Raw genomic sequence first — 25,726 nt, 5'->3', positions numbered from 1 at the left:
ATGAAAATATATCCTACAGCCTATTCCCGTTCAAAAAACATCCTGATTATTGCAGCAGTGGCATTAATTTATTGTTCATGCAAAGGAAGCGCCCCCGCAGCCGATACCGGCGAAGCAGCCGGTCCCGTAACCGAAACCCCGGTAAAGGTTACCACAATTGACCAAAGTTCGCTTACCAATTATATTGAGTTAAACGCAACCTCGTCTTTCCTTCAAAAAAACTTTGTAAAGGCAAACGCTATTGGTTATATACAAAAGGTAAATGCGCAAATTGGGCATTATGTAAATAAAGGCGAGGTATTGTTTACTATAAAAACCAAAGAAGCACAAAGCATAGGCAACAGCATTAATATATTAGATACCACTTTCAAATTCTCGGGTGTTAATAAAATCAAAGCATCTGAACATGGTTACATTACCCAGTTAAATCACCAATTGGGCGATTATGTGCAGGACGGCGAACAACTGGCAGTAATAAGCGACAGGAGCAGTTTTGTATTTATTATGCAATTGCCGTATGAATTACGCGGATCTGTGTCAAACAACCAGGATGTATTGCTTACCCTGCCCGACGGCACCAAATTAAATGGCAACGTTGCCTCGTTTATGCCCGCGGTTGATACGTTATCACAAACCCAGGGTGTGGTTATCAAGGTAAATACATCAACCCAGATTCCCGAAAACCTGGTAGCACGGGCGCGCATAGTAAAAACAGCTAAAACAAATACCATATCGCTGCCCAATTCGGCCATTTTATCAAACGAAACTCAAACAGAGTTTTGGGTAATGAAATTGATTAATGCAAACACCGCTGTGAAAACTCCGGTGAAAAAAGGCATTGAAAGCGGCGACAGGGTCGAGATCATATCGCCTAAATTTTCGGGCCAGGATAAAATTATCATCAGCGGCAACTACGGTTTGGCCGATACCGCTAAAGTTAAAATTGTACAGTAATGGCAAAAGTTGCAGATACTAAAATTGATAAGGTCGAAAATTTTTTCATTTTTTACCGTAAGCCTTTACTGCTTGTATTATCGTTAATATTAATGGGGGGTATTTTTGCCTATACCAAACTGCAAACATCCCTTTTTCCCGAGATTACCTTTCCTAAAATAAAAGTAATTGCCGATGCCGGTTTACAGCCCGTTAATCAGATGATGATAACGGTTACCAAACCGCTGGAAAACGCGATAAAGCAGGTACCCGATTTACAAATTGTGCGCAGCACCACCAGCCGCGGCAGTGCCGAAATATCGGCTTACATGGATTGGAGCGCAGACATTGACCTGAGCAAGCAACAAATAGAATCGCAGATAGCTAAGATTCAAAACTCATTGCCGGCCGGGGTAAATATCTCTGTCGAAAAAATGAACCCTTCTATTTTACCTGTGAGCGGGTACACGCTGGAGAGCCATGAAAGGTCGCCGATTGAGTTAAAACAATTGGCAACATTCACAGTAAAACCGTTTTTATCACAAATTAACGGCGTATCCGAAATCAGGGTAATAGGCGGCAAAACCAAAGAATACTGGCTGGTGCTTAACCGCGAGCGAATGACAGCTTTGTCGTTAACGCCGGATATGATCAGCAACTCATTGGCGCAAACCAACTTCATCAAATCAGAAGGCTACCTGTCTGATTATAAAATGCTGTATCTTACCGTAACCGATGCAACCGTAACCGGTAAAGATCAGCTGGAAAACATGATTATCAGCAATAACGGCAAAAGGGTTATCCAGGTAAAAGATATAGCATCGGTACAAATAAGCGAGGGCATTGAATATACCAAAATAAATGCCAACGGGCACGATGGCGTGTTGATAGCCGTAATAAAACAACCCGGAGCCAACCTGATAACTTTATCAACAGATATGGCGGCCAAAGTTGTGGCGCTGCAAAAAATACTGCCAAAAGACGTAACCATAAAACCCTACTACGTACAGGCCGATTTTGTGAACGATTCGGTTAAAAGCGTTACCGATAGTGTTTGGATAGGCCTGTTACTGGCTATCATTGTAGCTATCATTTTCCTGCGTTCATTAAAGGCAAGCGCCACCATCCTCATAACCATCCCCGTTACGCTGGGGCTTACGCTTATTGTGTTGTATGTACTTGGCTATACCTTTAACATCATGACGCTTGGCGCCATAGCTGCAGCCATAGGTTTAATTATTGACGATGCCATTGTGGTAGTTGAACAAATTCATCGCACGCATGAAGAGCACCCCGACGAACCTACCAGCAGGCTGCTCAAAAAGGCTATCGATTACCTGTTTCCGGCTATGTTGGGTTCATCAATAAGCACTATCGTGATTTTTATCCCTTTTCTGTTGATGACAGGAGTTGCAGGCGCATATTTTAAAGTAATGACCAATACCATGATCATTACCCTCATCTGCTCGTTTTTTGTTACCTGGATAGGGCTGCCTGTTATCTACCTGTTTTTAACCCGCAACCATCACGGCCATGCAGGCAACGCTAAAGAAGAAACACACGAAGTAAAAAGACAGGGCTGGGTATCGTTTTTTATTCTGAAACCATTTATAGGTATCGCCATCATCATCGGGTTTATTGTGGCTATAGTATTAATTCCATCCCAACTGCAAACCGGTTTTTTACCTGATATGGACGAAGGCAGCATTGTACTTGACTATAGCTCGCCCCCGGGTACATCGCTGGAAGAAACCGACCGTATGCTACGGGAAATTGAAAAAATTATTACCAAACACCCGGATGTGGCCGCGTATTCGCGCCGCACGGGAACGCAAATGGGCTTTTTTATTACAGAACCCAACACCGGCGATTACCTGATACAACTAAAAAAGACACACGAAAAAACCACCGAAGAGGTAACCAGCGACATAAGGGCCGAAATTGAAAAAACGCAGCCCGCACTGCGGGTTGATTTTGGCCAGGTAATTACAGATATGCTGGGCGATTTAATGAGTTCGACCCAGCCCATTGAAATTAAAGTTTTTGGCGACGATCAGCATGTTTTACAAAGCTTATCTAAACAAATAGCAGCCGAGGTTAGCGCGGTTAAAGGCACCGCCGATGTTTTTGACGGTATTGTAATTGCCGGCCCGTCGGTAAGTATCATCCCCGATTATAAAAAACTGGCCCAATATAATATCACTCCGGCATCCCTGCAATTCCAGGCGCAAACCGCCCTTGATGGTAATGTAGTTGGTAACATTTATGAGGCCCTGCAGCTATCACCCATCCGGATGGTGTACCCGGGCAACAGGTCATTAAACATCAACGCCATCAAAAACCTGAACGTATTTTTGGCTAACGGCAAATTAACCCCTATCAGCCAGCTGGCTACCGTTAAAATAAGTGCAGGCGATGCCGAAATTAACCGCCAGGACCTGCAATCAATGGGGGTTATTACAGCTAGGTTGGAGAACAGCGATTTAGGATCGGTAATTCCGGCTATTCAAAAAAACATCAGTTCAAAAATAAGCCTGCCTAAAGGCTACCATGTTGAATACGGCGGCGCATATGCCGAGCAGCAGCAATCATTTAAAGAATTATTAATTATCCTGGTAACTTCAAGCTTATTGGTTTTTGGGGTAATATTATTTTTATTTAAAGAGTTCAGGATAGCCATTTTAATTTTAATAATGGCTGTGTTAGGAATTTCGGGAAGCTTCCTGGCGTTGTTTATTACCAATACGCCGTTAAATGTGGGCAGCTATACCGGCCTTATTATGATAGTTGGTATTATTGGCGAAAACGCCATATTCACTTTTTTACAATTTAAGGAAAGCGCCCGTACAAAAACGGTAGATGAAGCAATAATATACTCCATTTCAACGCGCTTAAGACCCAAACTGATGACTGCGCTGGGTGCCATAATCGCCTTAACTCCTTTAGCCCTTGGCATTGGTGCGGGCGCACAGCTGCATCAGCCCTTAGCTATTGCTGTTATAGGTGGATTTTTAGCGGCACTGCCGTTGCTGCTCATTGTTTTACCAAGTATGATGCGCATTATTTACCGCAAAGGCTACAATTTCCCTGCCGGAGAAATACAGGAAACACATACCGCTTAACCAATATTTCTACAGATTCAACTTCTAATTTCATAGCAAAAAACAGATCTATAAAATGAAAAAGCAAATTTTGATTTTTGCCATGGCGGCAATCGGCTTAGCACCTTTTACAACAAAAGCCCAAACCTATGTGGCCGATAAAACCATAACTTTACAAGGCGATGGCGGCTATGATTACCTGACTATTGATAAAGTAAACAACCGCTTATACGTATCGCACGGCACCCAGGTAAACGTTATTGACCTGGCTACCGAAAAAGAGGTGGGCTCTGTAGATAATATGAAAGGCGTACATGGCATTGCTATTGTAAATAAACTAAACCGCGGCTTTATAACCGACGGAAAGGCTAATGCTGTGGTTGCATTTGATATTAAAACCTTAAAAACAATTACTACCATACCCCTTACAGGTGCTAATGGCCCCGACGCGATAATGTATGATCCTTATTCAGACCGCATTTTCAGTTTTAACGGCGAAAGCAATAACTCGTCGGTTATCGATCCTAAAACTTTAAAACAGGTGGGTACAGTAGCATTGGGCGGAGGACCGGAATTTGCAGTACCAGATGGCAAAGGCAAAATATATAACAACCTGGAAGATAAAAATAGCCTGAACGTTATTGACAGCAAAATGCTTAAGGTTGTTAAAAACTATCCGCTTGCACCATGTGGCGGCCCTACCGGCCTGGCATTAGATGCAGCAAACCAGCGCATATTTACTGTTTGCCGCGAAAATAAAGGCATGAGCGTTGTTGATATCAACACAGGCAAAGTAACTGCCACCATACCTATTGGCGCGGGTGTTGATGCCGTGGCTTATGATGCCGAAACAAAGCTTATATTTTGCTCCAATGGCGATGGTACAACCACCATTATCAAACAAAAATCGGCGGATGAATACAGTGTTATCCAAACCCTGAAAACGGCCTTGCGTGCTAAAACTTTAGCGCTGGATACCAAAACCCACAAAATTTACTTAAGCGTGGCCGAGTTTGAGCCGGGCACACGCAAAGCACTACCGGGCACATTTAAAGTACTGGTTTACAAGCTACAGTAAGCTTATTTTGTATATAAAAAAATCATGAAATGTTTGTGAATTTTAGATATCTAACTTTTATTTTGACTGCAAAATGATATTTTTAAAACGTTATTCCTATATTTAACGTTTACATATTATATGATTAAAAGAACTGATTTTGTTTATTCTTCCGAGTCTGAACCACATCGTATCCGTACAAAAAAAATTTTAAAGCAGTTTCCGCAGTTGCGCAAGCTGATAGGTAAAAACCCCAATACCATATTTGCTATTGTTGGTTTGGTAGCGTTCCAGGTAGTTTTGGCCTGGTTTCTGCGCGATCAATCATGGTGGTGGGTATTTGGCGCGGCTTACCTGTTAGGCGCCTTTGCCGATCATGCATTGTTTGTAATGATTCATGAATGTACTCACCAGCTGCTGTTTAAAAATCGTAACGCTAACCGCTGGGCATCAATGTTTGCCAATTTGCCGCAAATATTGCCAAGCGCAATCTCGTTCGAAAAATACCATATCAAACACCACTCTTTTCAGGGTGTGCATGAACTGGATGCCGATTTGCCTAACAAATGGGAAGCAAAACTCATCAGTAATTCTTTTTTTGGTAAAGCGCTTTGGTTGCTGTTTTTCCCGGTATTCCAGCTTTTCCGTTTATCACGGTTAAGAGAGATACACCCTATTGATGGATGGATAATTACCAACTTTTTATTGCAGGTTATTTTTACCACCGCTATAGCTTATTTTATGGGCTGGCATTCGGTGGCATTTTTACTGCTTAGCTTCTCATTCTCTGTTGGCCTGCACCCGCTTGGCGCCCGCTGGATACAAGAGCACTACCTAACACATAGTGTTGAGCAGGAAACTTACAGCTACTATGGTAATTTTAACGCAGTGGCTTTCAATGTAGGCTTCCATAATGAACACCACGATTTCCCTTCTATCCCCTGGAATAAATTACCAGAGATTAAGAAAACCGCCCCTGAATTTTATGATACGCTGTACTATCATACCTCATGGACAAAACTATTTTTCCGGTTCCTTTTTGATCGCGAAATTTCGCTTTTCAACCGCATCTTACGTAAAGACCGTGGCCGGGTTGCACTCACCGATGTATCCAAGCCCGACGTGGAAATGGAAATGGTAAAAGAACACTAAACAAGAAAGGGCATTCATCAGATGCCCTTTCTTGTTTTAGCACATTTTGCTGTACGTTAATAGCTTACCAGCCAAAAACAATCAGAATTATGCTCATTTTTTTTGACAGAAAAATGAATATTTAATGAAGAATTAACATAAGATTAAGGTAATTGTAACAAAGTTACTATCTTTAAGTCTCTATTTTAATTTGACTATGCATAAACTGAGCCTGTTTTTTTCTCAGCACGAAGACCTTACGCAAGTACTTTTATACGCCGGTGTAATTACGGGCCTGTGGTTTGCCGAAATGCTGGCCTCTCTTGACGGAATAAAGATCAAATGGAAACACACATCGGTTAACACCTTGTTCATATTTACTGCCCTGCCTATTCAACTGGTATTAACCACCTTTGTAGTTTTAATATCCGGCTGGGCCACCGCCCATCATTGGGGGCTTATCAATTTTATCCCGTTTCACACCAATCCATGGGTATATTACATCGTGATGTTTATGATGATGGATTTTTGCGAATATGTATACCATGTAACCATGCACAAGATAGAGCCGCTATGGAAATTTCACCTGGTGCATCATAGCGATCTTAAGGTAGATGTATCTACCACCATCAGAGAGCATCCTTGCGAAACCTGTATCCGTACCTGCTTTTTAATGCTTTGGGTATTTATTTGCGGCCCGGCTATCGGCGTTTTAATATTACGGCAAACCTTCCAGTCGTTTTCAAATATTGTTGCACATACCGAGTTCCAGCTACCTTCAAAGCTCAACAAAATTGTTGGCCTGGTATTTATTACCCCCAACCTGCACCATGTTCATCACCATTATCAACTGCCTTATACCGACTGTAACTATGGCGATGTACTAAGTATTTGGGACAGACTGTTTGGGACCTATGCCAACGTGGATAGGAAAGATATCGTTTTTGGCATTGATACCCATATGGACGAAAACCTAAACGGAAAATTCTTAAATGTAATAAAACTTCCGTTTCAAAAGTTTGACCATCCCCAAAGGCGGAAACAGGCATAAGTCTGGAAATGCTGCTGATTTAACCTTAAACCTCATGTTAAAGTAGCAGGAGTTTTTTTGGCCGTATTTTTGCACACATTATTAACAATTGCATTTATTTAATGCGAACTTCATACTAATATGATTTATTTGCGTTATTATTTGCAACAATAAGATGAGCCGAAGAAAGAAATTACAGATCCTGATACCTTTTGTAATGCTGCTGTTTTTGGGCGCATATGCCAAACATCGTTTATTGGATAAAAAACCAATAAGCGGTACACTGAGCAGCAAATTAATGGACGAAACATCGGGCATAGCGGCATCATCCATCAATCCCGATGTATATTATGTGCACAATGACAGCGGCGATACCAGCCGTTTTTTTTCGATAAGTCCTGAGGGCAAATTAAAGGCTACTATTTATTTTACGGGCGACAAAAAAGTATGGTTGGGCGTAACCGACTGTGAGGACATAGCGGTTGGCCCCGGCCCCCGGAAAGGTAAAAGCTACGTATATCTGGGTGATATTGGAGATAACAAGGCAGAAAGGAAATGTGTTACCGTTTATCGCTTTTTAGAAAACACTTTATGGGCCCGCGATACAACAACGTATGCGGTGCCGGCAGCTATTAATTTAAAGTATCCTGACGGCGCGAAAGATGCCGAAACCCTCATGGTTGACCCGGTTGAAAAGCTTTTATACATTGTAACCAAGCGCAGCGACACCGTAGGGGTTTATACAGCGCCATTAGATTATAAAGCAAACGACACGCTTACCTTAACAAAACGCACCAAACTATTTTTCCCCGGCTTTAAACCCTTTAAATGGATAACAGCGGGCGATATTTCTAAAGACGGCCAGCAGATACTTTTAAAAAGTTACGAAAAGGTTTACTATTGGCAACGCCAGCCCAATGAGCATATATGGGATGCCATGGCCCGGAAAACAAGAGAGTTGCCTTACACCGTTGAAAAACAAGGTGAAGCCATAGGATTTACACCCGACGGCAAAGGATATTATACTACCAGCGAAGGCGTATTCTCGCCCATTTATTATTACGATAGCCCGAAAAAGTAATTTTGCCCTTGTTTGTCGGCGAGTCGACTCACCCCGACGAGGCTACGCCCGTCTACCCCTCTCTCCGACTTGCGTCGCATAGAGGGGCGAAAAGAATAAAAAACGAGTTTTAACCCTCTTTGCGGCGCAAGCCGGAGAGAGGGTGGCCCAGCGCAGCGTCGGCCGGGTGAGTCGTGACCAGCGTTCAATCGAATGTTCGTGTAAGGTCCTCCAACATGTCAGCGGAATTGTAAAATTCCGCAAAAACTTCGAAGAGAACCCCGTCCCCCTTTCACATAAATTTTTCAACACACTCCACCGCAAACTGCCATTATAATCTCATAAATAAATATATTTTATAAATGAATGAATATTTATTTATCTTTGTTGCATCATGAGATTGAGAGATTCAGAAAAGGTACAATTAGTTAAACAGAAAGCTATCGAATTAATAATAAAAGATGGGCTGGAAGGGTTTAGCATGAATAAACTGGCCAGGGCTTGTCAAATTTCGGTAGCCACGCTTTATATATACTATAAAGACCGTGACGACCTGATCATTAACATAGCCGTGGAAGAATTACGGTTAATGGAAGAGACAATTGTAAAAGACTTTGATCCCTTAATGTCTTTTGAACAGGGCCTGCGCAGGCAATGGGAAAACCGCTACCGCTACGCCGTAGAAAAGCCAGGTATCAATTTGTTTTTTGATCAGCTACGCAGTTCCAGCTACCAGGAACAATTTCTGTCGGGTTACATGGCCGACTTTAAGGCAATGATGGGCAGCTTTATGCAAAACATCATTGAGCGTGCCGAGATAGACGCAATGCCCTTTGAAATATACTGGTCGATAGCGTTTGCTCCTTTTTATAACCTGATCCGTTTTGACAAGGAAGGTAAAAGCATGAGCGGCATGCCCTTTAAACTAACGGACGAAATACTTTGGAAAACCTTCGACCTGGTGATAAAAGCCCTTAAAAAATAAGCGTATGGACACTACAGAAGATTTTAAACACATACTGTTATTTAAAACTAACATTAACAGCGATACCGAAAAGCAGTTTTACATACCTTGTTTGACAGTAACCCCGATATAAAATGCTGGAACATTGATTTGGACGACAGCGACCGCGTGCTGCGGATAGTATCAGCAACGCTATCGCACACGCAAATAATTGAAATAATAACCCATCGCGGCTATCAATGCTGCGAATTAACCTGACCAAAAAAGATGGACAATCAACAACCCTTAGCCTTTACAGGCTACCAAAAATTGGTAATATTTTTACTGGCTATCACCCAGTTTACCGTGATACTCGATTTTATGGTGATGTCGCCGCTTGGCGATATGCTCATGAAATCGCTTAACCTAAAACCTTCGGCTTTTGGTATTGCCGTATCGGCCTATGCCTTTAGTGCAGGTATTTCGGGTTTACTAACCGCCGGCTTCGCCGATAAGTTCGACCGTAAAAAGCTATTACTGTTTTTCTATATCGGCTTTATTGCTGGCACCATTTTTTGTGGCATGGCCCAGTCATACGTGGTGCTGGTTGCCGCGCGTATTATTACCGGGCTGTTTGGAGGCGTAATCGGCTCCATATCAATGGCTATCGTTACCGACTTGTTTGCATTACAGCAACGTGGCCGCGTTATGGGTTTTATACAAATGGGGTTTGGCGGCAGCCAGGTTTTAGGCGTACCTATAGGCCTGTATTTAGCCAATGCCTGGAGTTGGGAAGCTCCGTTTTGGATGGTAGCCGCATTAAGTATTTGTATTGCCACGTTAATAGCTATTAAACTGCAACCTATAGTGAAACACCTTTCTGTGCAAACAGATAGATCGGCATATAAACACCTGCTGCACACTGTTGGCAAAGCCAATTACCGGGTAGGCTTTGCCGCAACTGCGCTGTTATCAATTGGTGGTTTTATGATGATGCCCTTCGGCAGCGCCTTTGCTGTTAACAACCTTGGGCTAACCAACCAGCAGCTGCCCTTATTGTTTATGGTATCGGGCGTAAGTTCACTAATCATAATGCCACTTATAGGCAAACTAAGCGATAAGATAGATAAGTTTAGAATATTTGCAAGTGCATCTGTATGGATGATGCTGATGTGCGTGGTATATACCAACCTGGGCGTAACACCATTAATATTGGTGATGATACTAAATATTTTAATGATGATGGGCATCATGAGCCGGATGATACCATCATCGGCACTCACCAGCGCCGTTCCCGAAATGGCCGACCGTGGAGCGTTCATGAGCATTAACGCATCGCTGCAACAAATAGCAGGTGGTGTTGCCGCCGCGGTTGCCGGTATGATAGTTACGCAGCAAAGCAAAGGCAGCCCCTTGCAGCATTACAATACGGTAGGCTATGTGATAGTTGGCATCTCGGTTTTAGGCATCTTTTTAATGTGGCGCGTAAATAATCTCATCAAACAAAAAGTGGATACCAATAAGATAGTGCTAAAAGAGGACGGGGTAATTCACGAGGCCATGTAGGAAGAATCAAGAGATTAGAGTCAAGAATCAAGACAAAGCTTAAAAAAAGACTTACACGGTTTAACCTATGTAAGTCTTTTTTATATAATGACATTTCTGCGTTTATTTTTCTACACGTACCAGCAGTACACCATGCGGCGCTACTTTAGCGGTTAGGGCATTGCCGGTAACCACAATATACTTTTGCTGCCAGGCATCCCTGAATTTGGTGTAGCCAGCTATTGCCGGGTCGGTTTTATCAAGGCTGATGGTTTGGTATTTATCGGATGTGTTGAACAGGCCGATAGCCTTACCGCCATCTTTCAATTCTTTTACCCAAACCTGATAATCATCTTTTTTGATATACTGGTTTGCGCCTTTACCCAAAGCATCCTGGTCAATGGCCAGCACTTCATCGTTGGTAAGCAGGCTTAACGTAAAGGCATCCAGGTGCCCCATATCGCAACCAATTAACAAAGGTGATGCAAGCAGGCTCCACAAGCTAATGTGCGTGTACTGCTCATCAAACGTAAGCCTGGTGTTATGCAGGCTTGGGCCCCATCCTACTTTGCCAACAACCAGCATATCCGGATCGTTAAAATGGCCGGGCTGGGCATGTGGCGCCGCCGGCCCCTGGTTAAAACCGATGGTGGACATACTTTGCCAGGTATCCTGGATATCGCCCGTTGTGCGCCAGCTATTGCCATTTACATCGGCACCCCACTCCCATACATTGCCCCAGCCATATTGGCACAGGCTGTACATGATATCGCGGTTTGTTTTACCTAATGAGGCCTGCATTACCTGGTAAGGCTTCTTCAATCCGTCCAGATCTGGTTTGGGTGCAATATCCGAATAAGAGCACCAATCGTATTTTAAATAGTCGATACCCCAATCGGCGTATGTTTGGGCATCCTGGTCTTCATGCTGCCAGCTGCCTAAAAAGCCACCGCAGGTACGCGGGCCCGGCGACGAGTAAATACCTATGCGCAGGCCTAAACCATGCACAAAATCGGCGAGGCCTTTCATATCGGGAAATTTGCTGTTGGTTACAATTTTGCCATCGGCAGCACGGTTTTCTGCCTCCCATCCATCATCGATATTGATGTAAGCCCATCCATGTGCACTCAATTTATCAATCATAGCTTTGGCAGATATGCGTACCTTTTCGTCGTTAACACTCAGGCCCCAGGCGTTCCAGCTGTTCCAGCCTAAAGCAGGGGTTAAACCAATATTATCGCCAATGCTAATGGTAAATTGTTTTGTTTTTGCGCCCAGGCTGTTGCTAACTGTAAAAGTTACCGGGTAATTTCCCTTTTGAGCTACCGAACCGCTGATTACCCCGGTTGCGGCATCAACCTTTAAACATTCGGGAAGCCCAGCAACCTTGTACAGTAATGGCCTTTTACCAGTGGCCGGTATCAGGTAAAGGAACGGGTGGCCCGGCCGCGCCCCAAATACATCGGCACCATTAATTTTCACCTTTGCCGTTGGGTAAGGCGTTAAAATGTAAGGCGTAGTTTCTGTTTGTACTATCGATTTGCCCGATTTGGTGTCGGTAAAAGTATAACTGATGGTATATGATCTTTTTGCCAGGCGCGCTATCGAAAACGAGTAGGTAAACGGCTTGCCGCTGGTAAAATTGGCCGGGTTTGTTTTTTCGTAAAGCACGGTGCCGTTTTCCGGGTCGGTTACTTTAAATGCAAGGGTGCCGCTGTACTGGTAAGCATTTGTGGTGTGTAGTTTAACACTTTTGCTCAGGCTGTTGTTGTCGCCGTATACAAAATCAGCTTCGGTATTTACAGCTACATGATCCATTACATCGGCCATGGTGATGTTAAATGTGCTGCCGTAGCCGCTGGTTACCAAGCCACCATCGCCACCGGTATCAAATATGCGCACTGCAAGCACATTTTCTTTATCCCATAAAATAGCAGGGTTGTTTGCTGCTATGGTGTAGGAACGGCCGCCGTAATGGCCATCTTTTATGGTACCACCGTAACCGCCGTATTTGGCTACAAGTTTACCGTTAAGGTAAACCTCGTCATTATCATCAACCGTGCCCAAATTTAAACGCAGGCTGTCTTTCAGATAGGATTTATCTTTTAATGACGAGGGTATTACAACTTTAGTACGGTACCAGCCAAAGCCATCGTAGTTTGGGTGGCCCTGGCGTTCCCAGTTGTCGTTAAGGTTGGCGGCCTGCCAATGCTGGTCGTTATAAGTTGGCGACGCCCACTGGGCCGAATCGCCGACTGTAAATTTCCAGCCTTTGCTAATGGAAACCTCCTGCGCCCGGGCTGTCAGGAAGCCCGTGGCGAGAAATAATAGGATAAAAATCTTTCTTATCATAATTAATGTTTTAATGATACCATTATAAAGTCGCCATAAATTAAAGGCGACTTGCAATTGGTTCAGAATGGTTTACTGGTTTGTTTATACTTTTTAAAGGTATAAACATTTCAAGAAAATAGAAATGTATGTGTAACATTTATTAAGCAGCCCCTCCTAAATCCTCCCCGGTAGGGAGGACTTTAAAAAATCAATCTTTCAGATATAGCGTCGGTTTAAACACCAGTATATTAGGTAGCAACCCAAAAGTCTCCCCTGCCGGGGGAGATTTAGAGGGGGCTTGGCTGGCCTACTTACTCAACAAATCCACATACTTCACCTGTTCCGGGAACCAAACTGTCATTTCGCCTTTACCACGGTTTGCCCATGAGTAGTAAGGGATAGCTGTTAGCGTGCTGGTAACGGTACTCACATTCTGATTAGCTTCATCAACATTAACACTTTTTACATCGGCCTTTAATGTAATTACGCCATTTAGCAAATCGGCATTATAGCTTGGGGTAAAAACAACATCTTTAGGAATAATAAAACTGCTTGGTTTGCCTGCATTATCCTTCCATTCGGCGCAATACATGATAGGGCCGCGCTGGATGGCGATTTTCCCGTTGTCGTCGGCCAGTTTTTCGTTGGCTATTACACGCTGTACATCCATGGGCAGGGTGAGTTCTACCCTATCGTTCTTTTTCCATTTTTTGCTTATCACCGCGTAGCCATGATCCATTTGGTAATCAACGGCTTTACCGTTTACTTTTATTTCTATTTTTTGTGCCGATGGCTTCTCGTAGCTGTACAAATCAGACGGGATAGCTTTATCCTGTGCCCAGCCCGGGATACGTATTTTGAGGTTCATATCCATAGCCGATGCCGGATCGATGTTGAATACCAAACCGCCATCCCATGGGTAATTATTTTGCTGGGTAATTTTAAGCTCCTTTTCGGCAACCTTCAAGTTTGCCGATCCGCTGATGAACAGGTTTACATACACATCCTTACCATTTTGGGCGTACATATAACCGGGGATAGAAGGAATTAACCGCACGATATTGGTTGGGCAGCACGAGCAGGTAAACCAGCCCGAGCGCTCACGCTCAATATCCGGATGCGTAAAGCTATCGCGGATTTGCATAGCATTGGTGTAAAAGAAAGATTTACCATCGAGCCCAACACCCGAAATTAAGCCATTATACAGGGTTTTCTCCAACAGGTCGATGTATTTAGAATCGCCGTGCAATAAAAACATCCTTTGGTTCCAGAAAACATTGCCAATAGCTGCGCAGGTTTCGTTATAGGCGGTGGTGTTTGGCAGTTCATAATTGCCGCCAAAGCGTTCGCCATCACCAACGGCGCCTATGCTGCCCTGTACGTATAGCTTTTGGCTCACCATGTTATCCCAAATCTTATCAATAGCGGCGATGTACTCTTTATCGCCGGTGAGGGCTGCAACATCTGTCATGCCCGAATACAGGTACATTGCCCGTACGGCATGGCCTTCGGCTTCGTCCTGGTTGGTAACAGGGGTATCATCCTGCCAGTAAACACCGTTTTCGAATGGATTTTTGCTTTTTTTGTTGTATTCCTTGTGGCCACGGGCGTCAATAAAAAATTTGGCCAGGTCAAGATATTCCTTTTTGCCGCTGATGCGGTACAGGCGTACCAAGCCCATCTCTACAATTTCATGGCCGGGTGCAACCGTGCGTTTGCCGGGACCAAAAGTGCGTACCAGTAAATCGGCGTTTTTAAGGGCGATATTTAAAAAATTGCGCTTGCCTGTAGCCATAAAATGCGCGGCGGCAGCTTCGTACATATGGCCGGCATTGTAAAGCTCATGGCTCATATTTTGCTCGTTTACCCAGCGCTCTGGGCCGGCCCATGCTTGCGGATGTATCGGGTCGATAGTGCGGGCGGTGTACAGGTAGCCATCGGGTTCCTGCGCCTTGCCTACTATGGTAATTATTGAATCAAGATAATGATCCAGCTGTTTATCGGGATGAACCGCTAACGAATAGGAAGCACCTTCTATGGTTTTATAAATATCGGTGTCATCAAACGGGTAAGTAGTGCAAAACTTGCCCGAACGGGCTGCCGCCATCTGGAAGTTTTTTACCCTGCCGGTACTTTCGCAACGGGTAAACGATGCCGGAATAGTGGCCGTGCGGTTGGTTTCAATCCGCGAATTCCAGAAATGATCGGCCAGTTTTACACTTGTAAACGGAACCGGCTGGATAGGATAATCCTGCTGTTTTTGTGCAAAAGCCGAAAAGCTGCAGCATACAGCTAATAATAAACAGATGTTTTTACGCATAACGGGTTAATATAATTGGCGATAACAATATAAAGATACTACATTCCAAATGTACATTAATTGTTGTTTTCACACTAATTAATTTTAACTGTTAATAGCAGGAAATTATCCGCTACCACATTAACAATATAAGCTCATCCTAAAATCACCTCGAAGGAAAAATCAAGCAAATAATAAATTTATATTATTTATAATCAGATATTTATATTTTATATAGTACTTTGTATTGCATAATACTATATAAAACACCTATCTTTATTTAAAACTTAATCATCAGTATATGAAAACAGCATTCAATTTAAAAAAGGCGGTTATTATTATTTTTTTGCTGATAGCCGGTACCATCAAAGGTTTTGCGCAGTGCGACCAAACCGTAACCTTAACATCATCAAAAACAAGTAAGGTTGATGCCCAGGGCAACACTGACAGCAGGGATGAAAACACGGTTATTACGATTACTAAAACAGAAGTAACCATTGTTCCCGGTGGCGACGATCACAAGATGTCGGGAACAATCAGTTCAAAGACTTGCGATTGGAAAACGCCTTTTAAAGAAGGAAAAACAGTTATTAAAGCTAAACTCAGTGATGAAGATCATGCCCATGAAAGAACGGCTACCATAACTATTACCGGTGTGGCAGGCAAAATTACACTGATGTTTGAAGCCGAGGAAAAACCGGGCATGAAGATCTTTGTTGTAGCAGATAAATTTGAGTAGGCTTTATTGATTTTGCGTGAGGCGGATGGGCATCTGCCTTACGCTTATTGCTTAGGAGCTTTACGGCTGGCTATGAGAAATTGCAAATTCGGCGTTTTATATGTGCCGAACCTACGGTTCTCATTTAACTCCCGTTTTATTTTACACCGGGTTGAAACCCGGCGCTACAATATTGGCCGAGGCTACGCCTCTTTTTAGCGATTTAACGTATTTCTTAGTTCCTGAGCAATTACCCCGTTAAGGATCATATATTATTGCCACAATACAGGCCGGCGCTATGCCTCTATTTTCTTGCCTTAGAGTGTATCCTAATCATACAATTGCAGCAAATGGCCATATATTATTGCCACAATATAAGCCGGGGCTACGCCTCTGTTTTCTTGACTTAGGGTATATCCCATAGCCATACAATTGCAGCTAAGGGCCATAGGCCTGAACCATATTATAGCCCCGGGTTTCAACCCGGGGTAATTTGAACAACCGCAAAAGTGCTGTAGGCACGGCCCATGTCTCTACACAAAATCTGTCAATAATTTTATTGTCGAAATACCTTGTCAATAAAACTATTGACAAAACGCCTTTATGATAAACTCCCGGAGAGAGATGATATTCTAATTTTAGGATCTGTTATACCGAACTATTCAAGACAGGGCGTTGATCTCATTTATAATCCTTTCGCACAAAATCGCTGAGAAAAAATAAGCTAATCACTTTGCGGTTTTTGCGCGAAAAACTCCTCAATTAATGCCCCTCCCCTTCTGCCATTAAACTTAACCTATTGTTTATGATAAATTTTAATAGCAACAGTACTTTTAGCTACAGAAAAACAACACGTTATGAAAAGAAAATTCTTAACAACTGTATTGCTGTGCTGCTGCTTTTTGGCCTGTTTGGCTACCATTGCCGATTTTAGCGGAAGCTGGGCAGGAATTTTAACCATGGAGAATGGCGACCAATATCCTTTAACCTACAACTTTAAAATTGACGGGGATAAATTAACCGGCACTGTGCAAACCCCAAAAGGCGAACTACCCGTCGACGATGGCAAAATTAACGGAGATAAATTCACGTTTACAGTTACCCTTGGCGATATCGAGATACCACACAGTGGCAAATTTTATGGCGATTCTATCGGAGTGGACATCGCGGCTAATGGGGTTAAAGCGCATACTACGCTGAAAAGGAAGTAGCGTTGAGTTAGATTTCAGGCATCGTAGGGAATTATAAAATCCATCGAAACCCTGGTGGGAATAACGTTATAAAAAGCGTTGTCATCCTGAGTAACCACCAGGTAAGCTGGAAAAAACAGTGATGACGTTTGTGAAATAACATTTATAAAACCCGTCATTGCGAGGTACGAAGCAATCCCGAACTATGTGGGACTTAGCATGTCGGGGATTGCTTCGTACCTCGCAATGACGGTAATTTGATATTGATATTCAGCAACTTGCAAGCACGTCATTATAAGATACGAAGGATCTATTTGCGAAATTTCCTATCGTTCTTGCGCGGCTGATAGATCCTTCGTACCTCAGGATGACAGGAAAATTGGATATGTTATAGGTAGATACGAAGGATCTATTCGCGAAATTTTTCCAATCGGATGACAAAAGATCGTTCCCAAAACACGTCATTATAAGCTTCCTGGCCATTCATAACATCATCAGTTAAATGCGCTTAATTTTTGATAATTTTGCCGGCCTGACTATACTTTGTGTAGTTGTGCCAAACGCAATTTTATGCAAACAACTTATACCAAAACTTTAGCCCGAAAAATTCTTTTTGCGTTTCTTGCTTTCGCCATCATTTTTTCGGTAACAGCGCTTATTGTCCGCACGTCAATTACCAAAAAGTTAGAGAATATTTCAAAACTGGCCAACAACATGGGCCAGGGGAACAACCATCCCGAGCATATACTGTTGTTACTGCACCAGGCCGAAGACGATTTCCAGGCCTCCTTACTCAATGCCAACACTAAAAATAGCAACAACTATAAAACAAAGCTAACCTTGGCATTTAACGAGCTGAATACTTTGCTTAAAGCAAATGCCGATACAAGCAGCCTTAACGTTATCCAAAGCCATAAAATAAAGTCGTGGTATCAAAAAAAGTTAGCCCTATCAAATCAGCTCTTCGGGCTTAAGCACAATTTCGATTCACTGCTTACTGTTTACGCCGCTTTTAACATCGAAGCCGGCAAATATGCTCAGGAACTTTCCGGCAACGCCAATAAATCAATTAAAATCCAAACAGATACCGTCAGAAAAATGACGCCGGCAGCCAAAAGAAGCCTTTTCAGACGAATTAAAGACGCCATTAACAATAAAGACGATAAGGAAATATCGGCAATCGAGATAAATCATCACAACAATTTAAAACAGGTTAATGCAGCCACACAAAAGCTTTTAGCCAGGGATCAAAAGGCTTACGCCAATAGCCTGAAGCAATTACAGCAGCAAAACCTGAAGCTGATAACGATGCAGCGCGAGCTGATTGTGCTGAATTCACACATCAGTAATGAACTGGAACGCATTGTGAATGATATGAAGGAAATTAATTACAACGCGACTAACGAATTCAGGGATATGTCGTTTAAAAACTACCAGGAAACTATGGGGCTGTTAAATAATTTCTCGCTTATTGCTTTATTCCTGGTGCTTGTGTTTGCTACGCTACTCATTTTATTCATCATTCAGCTTAACAGGGCCGAGTTGCTGTTACACAAAGAGATTGAACAATCGGTTACCATCGCTCAGCAAAAAATGGACCTGCTTTTGCATATGAGCCACGAGGTACGTAACCCGCTTACCGCCATCAGGGGCTTCTTGTACATTTTTGGTAAAACCAACCTTACCCAAAAACAAGCCGATATGCTCGAATCTATCAAGCATTCTTCAGATATGCTACTGCGCACCCTGAACGATACGCTGGATGCAGCAAAAATGGAAAATAGCGAGTTTAAAATTGGCATGGAACCTTTTAATCCCGACGATGCATTAAAAACAGTTGTAGAAAGCATGGAGTTTGGCGCAACTAAAAAGGGGTTAACATTAGATTACCATTTTAAAGGCGACAAAGGCGCTATTTTACAGGGCGATAGCCTTAGGCTTAAACAGATTGTGGTTAACCTGCTAAGCAACGCTATTAAATTTACCAAAGAAGGCGGAATAAGGGTAATGGCCGAATTGGTGAGCCCGGAAAATAAGCTGATGGTTGATGTCAGGGACACCGGGGACGGGATTAGTCCGGATCAGCAGGCAAATTTGTTTTCAAAATACTATCAAACCAGTTCATCAAACGGAAAAGCAGGCACCGGCCTGGGTCTCTTTATTTGCAAACAGCTAATAAAGTTGCAGGACGGGCATATTACCGTAAATAGCAAGCCTGGAGCAGGAACTACCTTTAGTTTTACTATTCCGTATGAAAAAAGCAATAACACTGCTGTTGTTAAACCCGACACGCTTGACCCGGCTTTACTGCTGAATGGCATTACCATTTTGGCGGTTGACGACAATGAACTGGATTTGATGTCGCTGAAAATGATGCTGGCCAGATGGAATGTTAATTTTTTACAGGCAGGCAACGCAAAACAAGCATTAGAGATAATTGGCAAAAACGATGTAAACGTTGTGCTTGCAGCTGTGCCCGCGTTGGATACAGATATAGCCGAATTGTTGACCGCCATACAAAAACCGAATCCATCCAGTAAGCTACCTGTAATTGCTATAAGCGAGGTAATGACTGACGCGGAAAAATATTTGAAGATGGGTTTTGCTGATATTATTGAAAAATCTGTTGTAGATACACAATTAGTGGATACGGTAGTTAAGGCATTAAAACCGAAGCCGATAAATTTTAATTAAAGGTATCTCGTGCGATTTAAAATTGCTGCGGGATTATTGGTGTTTTAAATTCGGCTACCAGTATAAATGGCTATTTTAGTGATAGCAAAGTAACATGAAAAACTTATCCTTTCTGCTTCTATTGGTATTGAATATCGCATGCAACCAACACGAAAAAAGATCAAAAAAGATTACCGCGAACCCAACTGGTATTCAAAACAACACGATTTTACCGGGAGATCAGGATAGTGTGGTCATTGATAGTGAGCATCATTATAAAAAGACCAAAGCTGAACTCAGAAAAATATTAAAAGATAACCCGGAATTAGATACCAGCGAGATTTTCATGTCGCCGGACATTTATTATTTCCGACAGCGCAACATGAATGAGTATGGTAGCGAAAAAGGCCAGGACATTTATTATGCAACTTATGCCTACTTTTTAAAATTAAAGCATCCCGGTGAAAAACACAAGGTACAAAGGCAAAACCTGGTAAGGATATACCGGGATATCAATTTTATTTTCGATCGGTTGGCGGGTGGCGGCACCTACTTTGGCCATCAGTATACACGCATTTTAGGGGAGGCCGAATATGATATATACAGGGCCAAAGACAATAGCTATTTCATCAAAACATATAATATATCCAAGCAAAAAAGCTTATATCTAAAATCTTTAAAGCAGGTAATTTCAGACGAGATAGGCAGTGATTTGGAAATATCTGACAAAGAAAAGCTATCGCTAAAAAAGGAATTATTCAAAAACGTACAAGAAATAGATAGTTTAATAACCAATTATTTTTACTTAGAAAGCACGCGAACGTTTCAATATTCAAATTATTGATGCAAGCACTCAATGTTCAATTCCGAACAGCAGCAGATCATTCATATTAAAAATGACCTCGCTTTTATTACATACATTTTTTAAACTACTTCAGCGTATATTTGTCTATTAAATATGCTCATTAAAATATATCCCGAAAATCCGAACCCTAAGGCGATAGAACAGGTTGTTGAAGTACTGCGCAAAGGCGGATTGATCATTTATCCTACAGATACCATTTACGGGCTTGGTTGCGATATTACCAACCATAAAGCTATCGAATCTATCTGCAAAATCAGGAACATTAAACCCGAAAAGGCTAATTTTTCGTTTATCTGCTACGATTTAAGCCATATATCTGATTACATCAAACCGATAGATAACGCTACCTTCCGTGTACTTAAAAAGGCATTGCCCGGCCCGTTTACCTTTATATTTAACGCCAGCCATAAAGTGCCCAAGCTGTTAAGCAGCAACAAAAAAACGGTTGGTATCCGCGTTCCGGACAATGATATTGCCCGCGAAATTGTACGCGTATTGGGCAACCCCATCCTGTCCACCTCTATCCGCGACGATGACGATATCATCGAATACTCTACCGACCCGGAACTGATCCACGAAAAATATGAGGACCTTGTTGATATCGTAATTGATGGCGGCTACGGTGATAACGTAGCATCAACCGTAGTTGACTGTACCAACGGCGAGTTTGAGGTAATTCGTGAGGGTAAGGGAGATTTGGAATTGTATTTGTAAGCCCCCTCTAAATCTCCCCCGGTAGGGGAGACTTTATTCAATATTTTTAAGCCCTCCCTTCCGGGGAGGGTTTGGGTGGGGCTTTTATCCCCTCAATAAACCCCGGTATCTTCTCCATATACCCCTCCTCACCCAGCAGCTTCACAAACTTGCTGCCTACAATAGCGCCGTTTGCGTAAGCACATGCTTGTTTAAAGGTATTATTATCCGAGATACCAAAACCTATGATAGTTGGATTTTTAAGCTCCATCGCTTTAATGCGCTTATAATAATCTTCAATACTGTTGGTTAGCTGTAAGCTGCCGCCAGTGATAGAAGATGATGACAGCAGGTAAATAAAACTGTTGCTTAACTCATCAATTTTACGGATGCGGCCTTCGGATGTTTGTGGGGTAACCAGGAAGATATTACTCAGATTGTTATCTGTAAAATAACTGGCGTATTTGGCTTCATACTCGTACATAGGCAAATCGGGTACTATTACACCGTCGACACCTAATTCAACTGCCTTTTTGCAAAAACGTTCGATGCCGTATTGTACAATAGGGTTAAAATAGCCCATCAATAATATTGGGATGGTAACGCGCTTACGTAGTTCGGTCAGTTCTTCAAACAGCACGTTAAGCGTCATGCCATTTTCCAAAGCCTGTTCAGAACTGTGTTGAATTGTCGGCCCATCAGCCACAGGATCCGAGTATGGAAAACCAATTTCCAGGAAATCGGCCCCGGCTTTTTCCAGAGCTTCGGCAATATCAACGGTAGTATTTAGCGCAGGATAACCCGCGGTAAAGTATATAGATAACAAATTATCCTTTTTGGTAGCGAAAAGCTTATTTAGGCGGTTCATTGTGTTGTGTTTGTCTGAATCAGAATGTACAGAATTTTACAATTAGCAGAATAACAGTGCAGAATTTCAAGATCATTCGGTAAATTCTTTAATTCTGTAAATTCTGATTCAGAAATTAAAATATTTAATATAAGTATCCAAATCCTTATCGCCCCTGCCCGAAATACAGATAACAACGTTATCATCGGCTTTGAATGTCATCTTTTCCAGCTGTGCCAGTGCATGGGCTGTTTCAATGGCCGGGATAATGCCTTCCATTTGCGAGCATAACAGGCCTGCCCGTAACGCCTCATCATCGGTAATACTGGTGTATTGTGCGCGGTTTATTTTGTACAGGTGCGCATGCTGCGGACCGATACCAGGGTAATCCAGCCCGGCCGATATAGAATATGGTTCAACCACCTGCCCATCCTCGGTTTGCATGAGTATGGTACGGCTGCCATGCAATACACCCTCCTGTCCCAAAAAGGTGGTAGCTGCCGAGTGGCCGCTGTTAACACCTTTACCTGCCGCTTCAACCGCAACAAGCTTTACTTCTTCGTCGCCCAAAAAATGGTAAAACATGCCCATGGCATTACTACCGCCGCCAACACAAGCCATTACATATTGAGGCAGCTCGTTACCGGTTTGCTCTAAAAGCTGTTTTTTGGTCTCAGTAGAAATCACCGACTGAAAGCGGGCAACCATATCCGGAAAAGGGTACGGCCCAACTACCGATCCGATGATGTAATGAGTATCAACAGGGTTGCCTATCCAATCGCGCAGGGCCTCATTGGTGGCATCTTTCAGTGTTTTACTGCCCGATGTAGCCGGCCTTACCGTAGCACCCAGCATCTTCATACGCGATACATTGGGTGCCTGGCGTTCCATGTCCACCGCGCCCATGTAAACCACGCATTCAATACCCATCAAGGCGCAAACTGTAGCTGTGGCAACACCATGCTGCCCGGCGCCTGTTTCGGCAATAATACGTTTTTTGCCTAAACGCTTAGCCAGCAGGATTTGCCCGATAGCATTATTAATCTTATGCGAGCCGGTATGGTTCAGGTCCTCACGTTTAAAAAATATGTTAGCCCCATACTTTTCCGAATATCTTTTAGCATGATACAGCGGCGAAGGCCTGCCCACGTAGTTTTTCAGCAAGTCGTCAAATTCGGTTTTAAAACCTGGATCATTAATAATGTTGAGATATTGAAGCCTTAACTCCTCAACATTTGGATAAAGCATTTCGGGGATATAGGCGCCGCCAAAATCGCCATAATAACCTTGCTCGTTAACTCCGTATTTCATTTATAATAGGTTGTTTGTTGATGATATCAAATGCTTGTTTTAGTTTATCGGTATCTTTAACACCGGGCGCCGTTTCAAAACGGCTATTTAAATCAACCCCGTAAAATTGCGGATGGTTAATCTTTTTAATTTCTTCTAAATTATCCAGGCTGATGCCGCCCGACAAAAAGAAGGGGACATCCAGTTTATAATTTTCCAGCATCCCCCAGTCAAAGGTTTTACCCGAACCACCATAGGCTGCAGTTTTTGTATCGAACAGGAAATAGTCTACTTTGTTCACATAATTATCCAGCCGGCTAAAATCGAAATTCTCGTCCAATCCAAATGCTTTAAACACGGTAACCCTGTCCCGAAAACTGTGGCTAAATTCCGGCGATTCGTCGCCATGTAACTGAATTACATCAAAATTGTAGGCTTGTATTAAGGAGTTTATTATTTGTGTGTTTTCGTTCACAAAAACTGCTGTTTTTTTGATGTTTATTGGTAGTTTTTTGAAACTTTCTGCAGATAATTGACCGATATATCGTGGCGAAGGCCCGTAGCAAATAAAGCCCAGGTAGTCCGGTTTTAAAGCAGCAACCGCTTCAATATTTTCGGGATCTTTTAAACCGCAAACTTTTATTTTCATGTTTAGTTTTGCAATAGCAGGTTAAAGCTGTTTAGCGCCTTTTTGCTGAGCAGGGCTTCCTCCGCCTCGTAAAAGCAATCGGCAAAGGTTTTTTCGGGGGTGATAGTCCTGATAGCCAAAGCTGCGTTTGATAGCACTACGTTGTTTTGCGCGTTGGTACCATCGCCACTTAGCACGCTACTAAATATTGAAGCAGAGGCACTTACAGTATCACCACCGGCAATTTCTGATGGGTCAAGCTTTTCGAAGCCCAGGGCCTCAACACTATTAATCTTTTCGCCCTCGGCCGAGAAGGTTTTGAAATCGCAGGTAAGGGAAACTTCGTCATAACCCTCCAAAGCGTTCACTATGGTATATTTAGTAGTTGATTTTTGGTAAAGATAAGCATACACCCTTGCCAGCTCCAGGTTAAAAACACCAACCAGTTGATTTTCAGGCTTCGCAGGATTAACCAGCGGACCAAGCATGTTAAAAAATGTTTTCACCCCCAACTCCCTGCGGATGGGCGCCACCGTTTTCATGGCGGGGTGGAACAGTGGTGCATGTAAAAAGCAGATGTTGGCTTTGTCAATTCCGCGTTTCAGTTTATCAGCATCGTTGGTAAACTGGTACCCCAAATACTCCATCACGTTTGACGAGCCACAACCCGATGACACACCGTAGTTACCGTGTTTGGCCACCTTATAACCCGCTCCCGCTACCACAAAGGATGCGAGGGTAGAAATATTGAAGGTATCCTTGCCATCGCCGCCGGTACCGCACAAATCTATCAGTTCGCCGGTTTGCAAATCAATGGGCAGGCAGAGTTCCAGCATGGCATCGCGAAAGCCTTCCAGCTCATCAACGGTAATACTGCGCATGCAATAGGCCGTCATAAACGCGGCCATTTGCGAGTTGTTGTACTTACCTTGAGCAATGTTTATCAAAATGCCTTTTGACTGCTCCCGGCTAAAGGTTTTGTGTTCGAATAGATGATTAAGTATCTGTTTCATGCCCCCTGGCCCCCTAAAGGGGGTACTTTTTAATTGTTAATTACCTACCCCCTCGACTTCTTCCCTCCCCATTCAGGGGGGCCAGGGGGCATAAAAAAAGGGTTACCGTATGGCAACCCTTCCTTTGAATATATTTTCTAAACAAACACGGAATTGCCTTACGATATCTCGTTAAGCCACCACCAGTTGTTTAATGCGTTCATTTTCATTTATGCCACAAAGATGGAAATAGTTTTTATAAAAACAAACAGATAAATTTGAATTATTGAATTATTGAATTATTGAATTATTGAATTATTGAATTATTGAATTATTGAATTATTGAATTATTGAATTATTGAATAAAAAAATAAATGAATCTTTGTAATGAACTATC

19 protein-coding genes are annotated in these 25,726 nt (G+C 42.8%); 13 read left to right on the top strand and 6 right to left on the bottom strand.

From position 1 onward, the window contains the following. From FSB76_RS26805 to FSB76_RS26770, 8 genes are all read left to right on the top strand, one after another. Entirely contained in the window at window positions 1-954 is a 954-nt protein-coding gene (locus tag FSB76_RS26805) for an efflux RND transporter periplasmic adaptor subunit (protein ID WP_147058928.1), read from the top strand. After that, entirely contained in the window at window positions 954-4,055 is a 3,102-nt protein-coding gene (locus tag FSB76_RS26800) for an efflux RND transporter permease subunit (RefSeq protein ID WP_147058926.1), read from the top strand. The genes FSB76_RS26805 and FSB76_RS26800 overlap by 1 nt, the downstream gene beginning before the upstream one ends. A 55-nt stretch (window positions 4,056-4,110) precedes the next feature. Then, window positions 4,111-5,112, top strand: a complete 1,002-nt coding sequence (locus FSB76_RS26795) for a YncE family protein (RefSeq protein ID WP_147058924.1) — start codon at window positions 4,111-4,113, stop codon at window positions 5,110-5,112. Window positions 5,113-5,232: 120 nt separating this feature from the next. Beyond that, on the top strand, window positions 5,233-6,243 hold the full coding sequence (locus tag FSB76_RS26790) for a fatty acid desaturase (protein ID WP_147058922.1): 1,011 nt from the start codon (window positions 5,233-5,235) through the stop codon (window positions 6,241-6,243). Window positions 6,244-6,439: 196 nt separating this feature from the next. Further along, the gene (locus FSB76_RS26785; protein ID WP_147058920.1) at window positions 6,440-7,273 is read left to right on the top strand and encodes a sterol desaturase family protein; all 834 of its coding nucleotides are present in this window, start codon (window positions 6,440-6,442) and stop codon (window positions 7,271-7,273) included. A gap of 154 nt (window positions 7,274-7,427) precedes the next feature. Then, window positions 7,428-8,333 carry a hypothetical protein gene (locus FSB76_RS26780; RefSeq protein ID WP_147058918.1) on the top strand — a complete coding sequence of 302 codons (906 nt, stop codon included), beginning with the start codon at window positions 7,428-7,430 and terminating at the stop codon, window positions 8,331-8,333. Between the two features lie 373 nt (window positions 8,334-8,706). Further along, window positions 8,707-9,297 carry a TetR/AcrR family transcriptional regulator gene (locus FSB76_RS26775; protein ID WP_147058916.1) on the top strand — a complete coding sequence of 197 codons (591 nt, stop codon included), beginning with the start codon at window positions 8,707-8,709 and terminating at the stop codon, window positions 9,295-9,297. A 246-nt stretch (window positions 9,298-9,543) separates the two neighbouring features. Next, window positions 9,544-10,821, top strand: coding sequence for an MFS transporter (locus tag FSB76_RS26770; protein ID WP_147058914.1), 1,278 nt, complete (start codon window positions 9,544-9,546; stop codon window positions 10,819-10,821). 102 nt (window positions 10,822-10,923) lie between these two features. Here FSB76_RS26770 and FSB76_RS26765 read toward each other — a convergent pair whose 3' ends face one another. Together FSB76_RS26765 and FSB76_RS26760 are read right to left on the bottom strand one after the other, a co-directional pair. Next, entirely contained in the window at window positions 10,924-13,152 is a 2,229-nt protein-coding gene (locus FSB76_RS26765) for a putative Ig domain-containing protein (protein ID WP_147058912.1), read from the bottom strand. A 289-nt stretch (window positions 13,153-13,441) separates the two neighbouring features. After that, on the bottom strand, window positions 13,442-15,454 hold the full coding sequence (locus FSB76_RS26760; RefSeq protein WP_147058910.1) for a glycoside hydrolase family 127 protein: 2,013 nt from the start codon (window positions 15,452-15,454) through the stop codon (window positions 13,442-13,444). Between the two features lie 280 nt (window positions 15,455-15,734). On the opposite strand from FSB76_RS26760, the gene FSB76_RS26755 reads away from it, so the two are divergent. The 5 genes from FSB76_RS26755 (at window position 15,735) to FSB76_RS26735 (ending at window position 21,593) form a co-directional block, all read left to right on the top strand. Continuing rightward, entirely contained in the window at window positions 15,735-16,172 is a 438-nt protein-coding gene (locus tag FSB76_RS26755; RefSeq protein ID WP_147058908.1) for a hypothetical protein, read from the top strand. An 836-nt stretch (window positions 16,173-17,008) separates the two neighbouring features. Beyond that, on the top strand, window positions 17,009-17,362 hold the full coding sequence (locus tag FSB76_RS26750; RefSeq protein WP_147058907.1) for a glycoside hydrolase: 354 nt from the start codon (window positions 17,009-17,011) through the stop codon (window positions 17,360-17,362). A 549-nt stretch (window positions 17,363-17,911) separates the two neighbouring features. Beyond that, the gene (locus FSB76_RS26745; protein ID WP_147058905.1) at window positions 17,912-20,035 is read left to right on the top strand and encodes an ATP-binding response regulator; all 2,124 of its coding nucleotides are present in this window, start codon (window positions 17,912-17,914) and stop codon (window positions 20,033-20,035) included. 94 nt (window positions 20,036-20,129) lie between these two features. Next, window positions 20,130-20,858 (top strand): hypothetical protein, encoded by a 729-nt coding sequence (locus tag FSB76_RS26740; RefSeq protein ID WP_147058903.1) that lies wholly within the window; start codon window positions 20,130-20,132, stop codon window positions 20,856-20,858. A 114-nt stretch (window positions 20,859-20,972) separates the two neighbouring features. After that, window positions 20,973-21,593: an L-threonylcarbamoyladenylate synthase gene (locus tag FSB76_RS26735; protein ID WP_147058901.1), complete on the top strand. Its 621-nt coding sequence runs from the start codon at window positions 20,973-20,975 to the stop codon at window positions 21,591-21,593. Between the two features lie 46 nt (window positions 21,594-21,639). On the opposite strand, the gene trpA is transcribed toward FSB76_RS26735, so the two are convergent. The 4 genes from trpA to trpD form a co-directional block, all read right to left on the bottom strand. Then, window positions 21,640-22,440: a tryptophan synthase subunit alpha gene (gene trpA / locus FSB76_RS26730; RefSeq protein WP_147058899.1), complete on the bottom strand. Its 801-nt coding sequence runs from the start codon at window positions 22,438-22,440 to the stop codon at window positions 21,640-21,642. Between the two features lie 108 nt (window positions 22,441-22,548). After that, window positions 22,549-23,730 carry a tryptophan synthase subunit beta gene (gene trpB, locus FSB76_RS26725; protein WP_147058897.1) on the bottom strand — a complete coding sequence of 394 codons (1,182 nt, stop codon included), beginning with the start codon at window positions 23,728-23,730 and terminating at the stop codon, window positions 22,549-22,551. Next, a complete protein-coding gene (locus FSB76_RS26720) occupies window positions 23,714-24,358 on the bottom strand; it encodes a phosphoribosylanthranilate isomerase (RefSeq protein WP_147058895.1) in 645 nt (214 codons plus the stop codon). The genes trpB and FSB76_RS26720 overlap by 17 nt, the downstream gene beginning before the upstream one ends. Window positions 24,359-24,360: 2 nt before the next feature. Next, on the bottom strand, window positions 24,361-25,350 hold the full coding sequence (gene trpD, locus FSB76_RS26715; protein ID WP_147058893.1) for an anthranilate phosphoribosyltransferase: 990 nt from the start codon (window positions 25,348-25,350) through the stop codon (window positions 24,361-24,363). Window positions 25,351-25,726 lie beyond the last annotated feature (376 nt).

This window comes from Mucilaginibacter ginsenosidivorax (assembly GCF_007971525.1).
In the GTDB taxonomy this organism is placed as follows: Bacteria; Bacteroidota; Bacteroidia; order Sphingobacteriales; family Sphingobacteriaceae; genus Mucilaginibacter; species Mucilaginibacter ginsenosidivorax.
This window is presented reverse-complemented; position numbering and strand designations above follow the sequence as displayed.

What these genes read in the sequence shown, in the direction of transcription:
- FSB76_RS26805 (WP_147058928.1), top strand. Translation starts at nt 1, where the DNA reads ATGAAAATATATCCTACAGCCTATTCCCGTTCAAAAAACATCCTGATT.
- FSB76_RS26800 (WP_147058926.1), top strand. Translation starts at nt 954, where the DNA reads ATGGCAAAAGTTGCAGATACTAAAATTGATAAGGTCGAAAATTTTTTC.
- FSB76_RS26795 (WP_147058924.1), top strand. Translation starts at nt 4,111, where the DNA reads ATGAAAAAGCAAATTTTGATTTTTGCCATGGCGGCAATCGGCTTAGCA.
- FSB76_RS26790 (WP_147058922.1), top strand. Translation starts at nt 5,233, where the DNA reads ATGATTAAAAGAACTGATTTTGTTTATTCTTCCGAGTCTGAACCACAT.
- FSB76_RS26785 (WP_147058920.1), top strand. Translation starts at nt 6,440, where the DNA reads ATGCATAAACTGAGCCTGTTTTTTTCTCAGCACGAAGACCTTACGCAA.
- FSB76_RS26780 (WP_147058918.1), top strand. Translation starts at nt 7,428, where the DNA reads ATGAGCCGAAGAAAGAAATTACAGATCCTGATACCTTTTGTAATGCTG.
- FSB76_RS26775 (WP_147058916.1), top strand. Translation starts at nt 8,707, where the DNA reads ATGAGATTGAGAGATTCAGAAAAGGTACAATTAGTTAAACAGAAAGCT.
- FSB76_RS26770 (WP_147058914.1), top strand. Translation starts at nt 9,544, where the DNA reads ATGGACAATCAACAACCCTTAGCCTTTACAGGCTACCAAAAATTGGTA.
- FSB76_RS26765 (WP_147058912.1), bottom strand. Translation starts at nt 13,152, where the DNA reads ATGATAAGAAAGATTTTTATCCTATTATTTCTCGCCACGGGCTTCCTG.
- FSB76_RS26760 (WP_147058910.1), bottom strand. Translation starts at nt 15,454, where the DNA reads ATGCGTAAAAACATCTGTTTATTATTAGCTGTATGCTGCAGCTTTTCG.
- FSB76_RS26755 (WP_147058908.1), top strand. Translation starts at nt 15,735, where the DNA reads ATGAAAACAGCATTCAATTTAAAAAAGGCGGTTATTATTATTTTTTTG.
- FSB76_RS26750 (WP_147058907.1), top strand. Translation starts at nt 17,009, where the DNA reads ATGAAAAGAAAATTCTTAACAACTGTATTGCTGTGCTGCTGCTTTTTG.
- FSB76_RS26745 (WP_147058905.1), top strand. Translation starts at nt 17,912, where the DNA reads ATGCAAACAACTTATACCAAAACTTTAGCCCGAAAAATTCTTTTTGCG.
- FSB76_RS26740 (WP_147058903.1), top strand. Translation starts at nt 20,130, where the DNA reads ATGAAAAACTTATCCTTTCTGCTTCTATTGGTATTGAATATCGCATGC.
- FSB76_RS26735 (WP_147058901.1), top strand. Translation starts at nt 20,973, where the DNA reads ATGCTCATTAAAATATATCCCGAAAATCCGAACCCTAAGGCGATAGAA.
- trpA (WP_147058899.1), bottom strand. Translation starts at nt 22,440, where the DNA reads ATGAACCGCCTAAATAAGCTTTTCGCTACCAAAAAGGATAATTTGTTA.
- trpB (WP_147058897.1), bottom strand. Translation starts at nt 23,730, where the DNA reads ATGAAATACGGAGTTAACGAGCAAGGTTATTATGGCGATTTTGGCGGC.
- FSB76_RS26720 (WP_147058895.1), bottom strand. Translation starts at nt 24,358, where the DNA reads ATGAAAATAAAAGTTTGCGGTTTAAAAGATCCCGAAAATATTGAAGCG.
- trpD (WP_147058893.1), bottom strand. Translation starts at nt 25,350, where the DNA reads ATGAAACAGATACTTAATCATCTATTCGAACACAAAACCTTTAGCCGG.